This is a genomic window from Campylobacter jejuni, from assembly GCF_049221745.1.
GTDB lineage: Bacteria > Campylobacterota > Campylobacteria > Campylobacterales > Campylobacteraceae > Campylobacter_D > Campylobacter_D jejuni_E.
The window spans coordinates 1-1,234 of the sequence record NZ_JBMJAO010000021.1 but is presented as its reverse complement, the minus strand read 5'-3'; the positions used below and the strand labels follow the sequence as shown (position 1 = coordinate 1,234).

The following is a 1,234-nucleotide window of genomic DNA, read 5'->3' as shown; positions in this document are numbered from 1 at the left end:
GTAATATAAAATATAAAAATAAAATCGTGGAATAATAAAGCAAATATACTTAAAATATTATTAAATAATAATTATTATATAACTATAAACTTTCAATTTAAAGTTTATTTTGTATAAAAAAATTGATTTAATGAGGGTAAAATTTGATTAAATATTGTTTTACAAAATACAATGAAAGCTTAGCTTGTATAAGCGTGAAATTTCACGCTTATTCTAGTTTATATTTTTTGATCAAAATATTGTAAAATCCATTGGTTTTTGTCTCATCTATACCTTTGTCAAAAATTTTTACCAATTCTTTTTGTTTGTTTTTATCAAAAGCAAAACTAAAGCCTTCTCCTCCATCTGTTTCTTGGTAGAAGCTTACCAATTCTGGATTTTCAGCTAAAAAACCTTTAGCAGTATCTTCATCTGCGACAATAGCATCGATTTTGTTATTTTTTAATGCCAAAATAGCTATATTTAAATCTTTATTGCTTTGCACTTGTGCATTTTTGATAGCTTTTGCAGTATTTTCTTGTAAAGTTCCTAGTTGAACTCCTATTTTTTTACCTTCTAAATCATTTTTCGTTTGAAGTAAATTGTTGCTTTTTAGTTTAAGATAAAGATTTTTACTCATATAGTAAGGTTTAGTAAAATCAACACTTTGTCTTCTTTCATCCGTTGCACTCATAGCTGAGGCAATCATATCGATTTTGCCAGCTTTTAAAGCAGGTATTAACCCATCGAAATTGGTTTCAACCCAAACAACTTTGATGCCGTTTTTCTTAGCGATCTCTTCTACTAGATCCGTATCAAAGCCTGTAAGTTTTGAGTTTTCTTTATAGTTAAAAGGTTTATAGTTTGGGGCGGTTCCAACCTTTAATTCTACGCTTGCATTTGTTTCTTTGTTTTTAGAATCATTGCAAGCACCTAAAAATAAGCCGATTAAGGCAACTAAAACAACACTAAATATTTTTTTCATTTTCTTCCTTTGATATAAAATGTTTTAAAATTATACTTATTTTAAATTTATATTTAATTAAGTCTAATTGCTTTTTACAATGTTTAAAGAATGTTTAAAGTATGCAATCTTTGATATATTATTCATAAATAAATTTCAAAAACCACCAATTACTTATATAAATATTTACACAAATATTTATACTATTTAATCCTTTATTTAATCCCCTTTTAAGTTTAATTAGTTATACTTTCATTTCCTTTTTTTGAAAAAGGACTTAAAATCTTTTAA

1 protein-coding gene is annotated in these 1,234 nt (G+C 25.4%); it reads right to left on the bottom strand.

The annotated features are described in order from the left end of the window. Positions 1-208 precede the first annotated feature (208 nt). Positions 209-964: a basic amino acid ABC transporter substrate-binding protein gene (locus tag ACOTU8_RS08670; RefSeq protein ID WP_422342544.1), complete on the bottom strand. Its 756-nt coding sequence runs from the start codon at positions 962-964 to the stop codon at positions 209-211. Positions 965-1,234 lie beyond the last annotated feature (270 nt).

What these genes read in the sequence shown, in the direction of transcription:
- ACOTU8_RS08670 (WP_422342544.1), bottom strand. Translation starts at nt 964, where the DNA reads ATGAAAAAAATATTTAGTGTTGTTTTAGTTGCCTTAATCGGCTTATTT.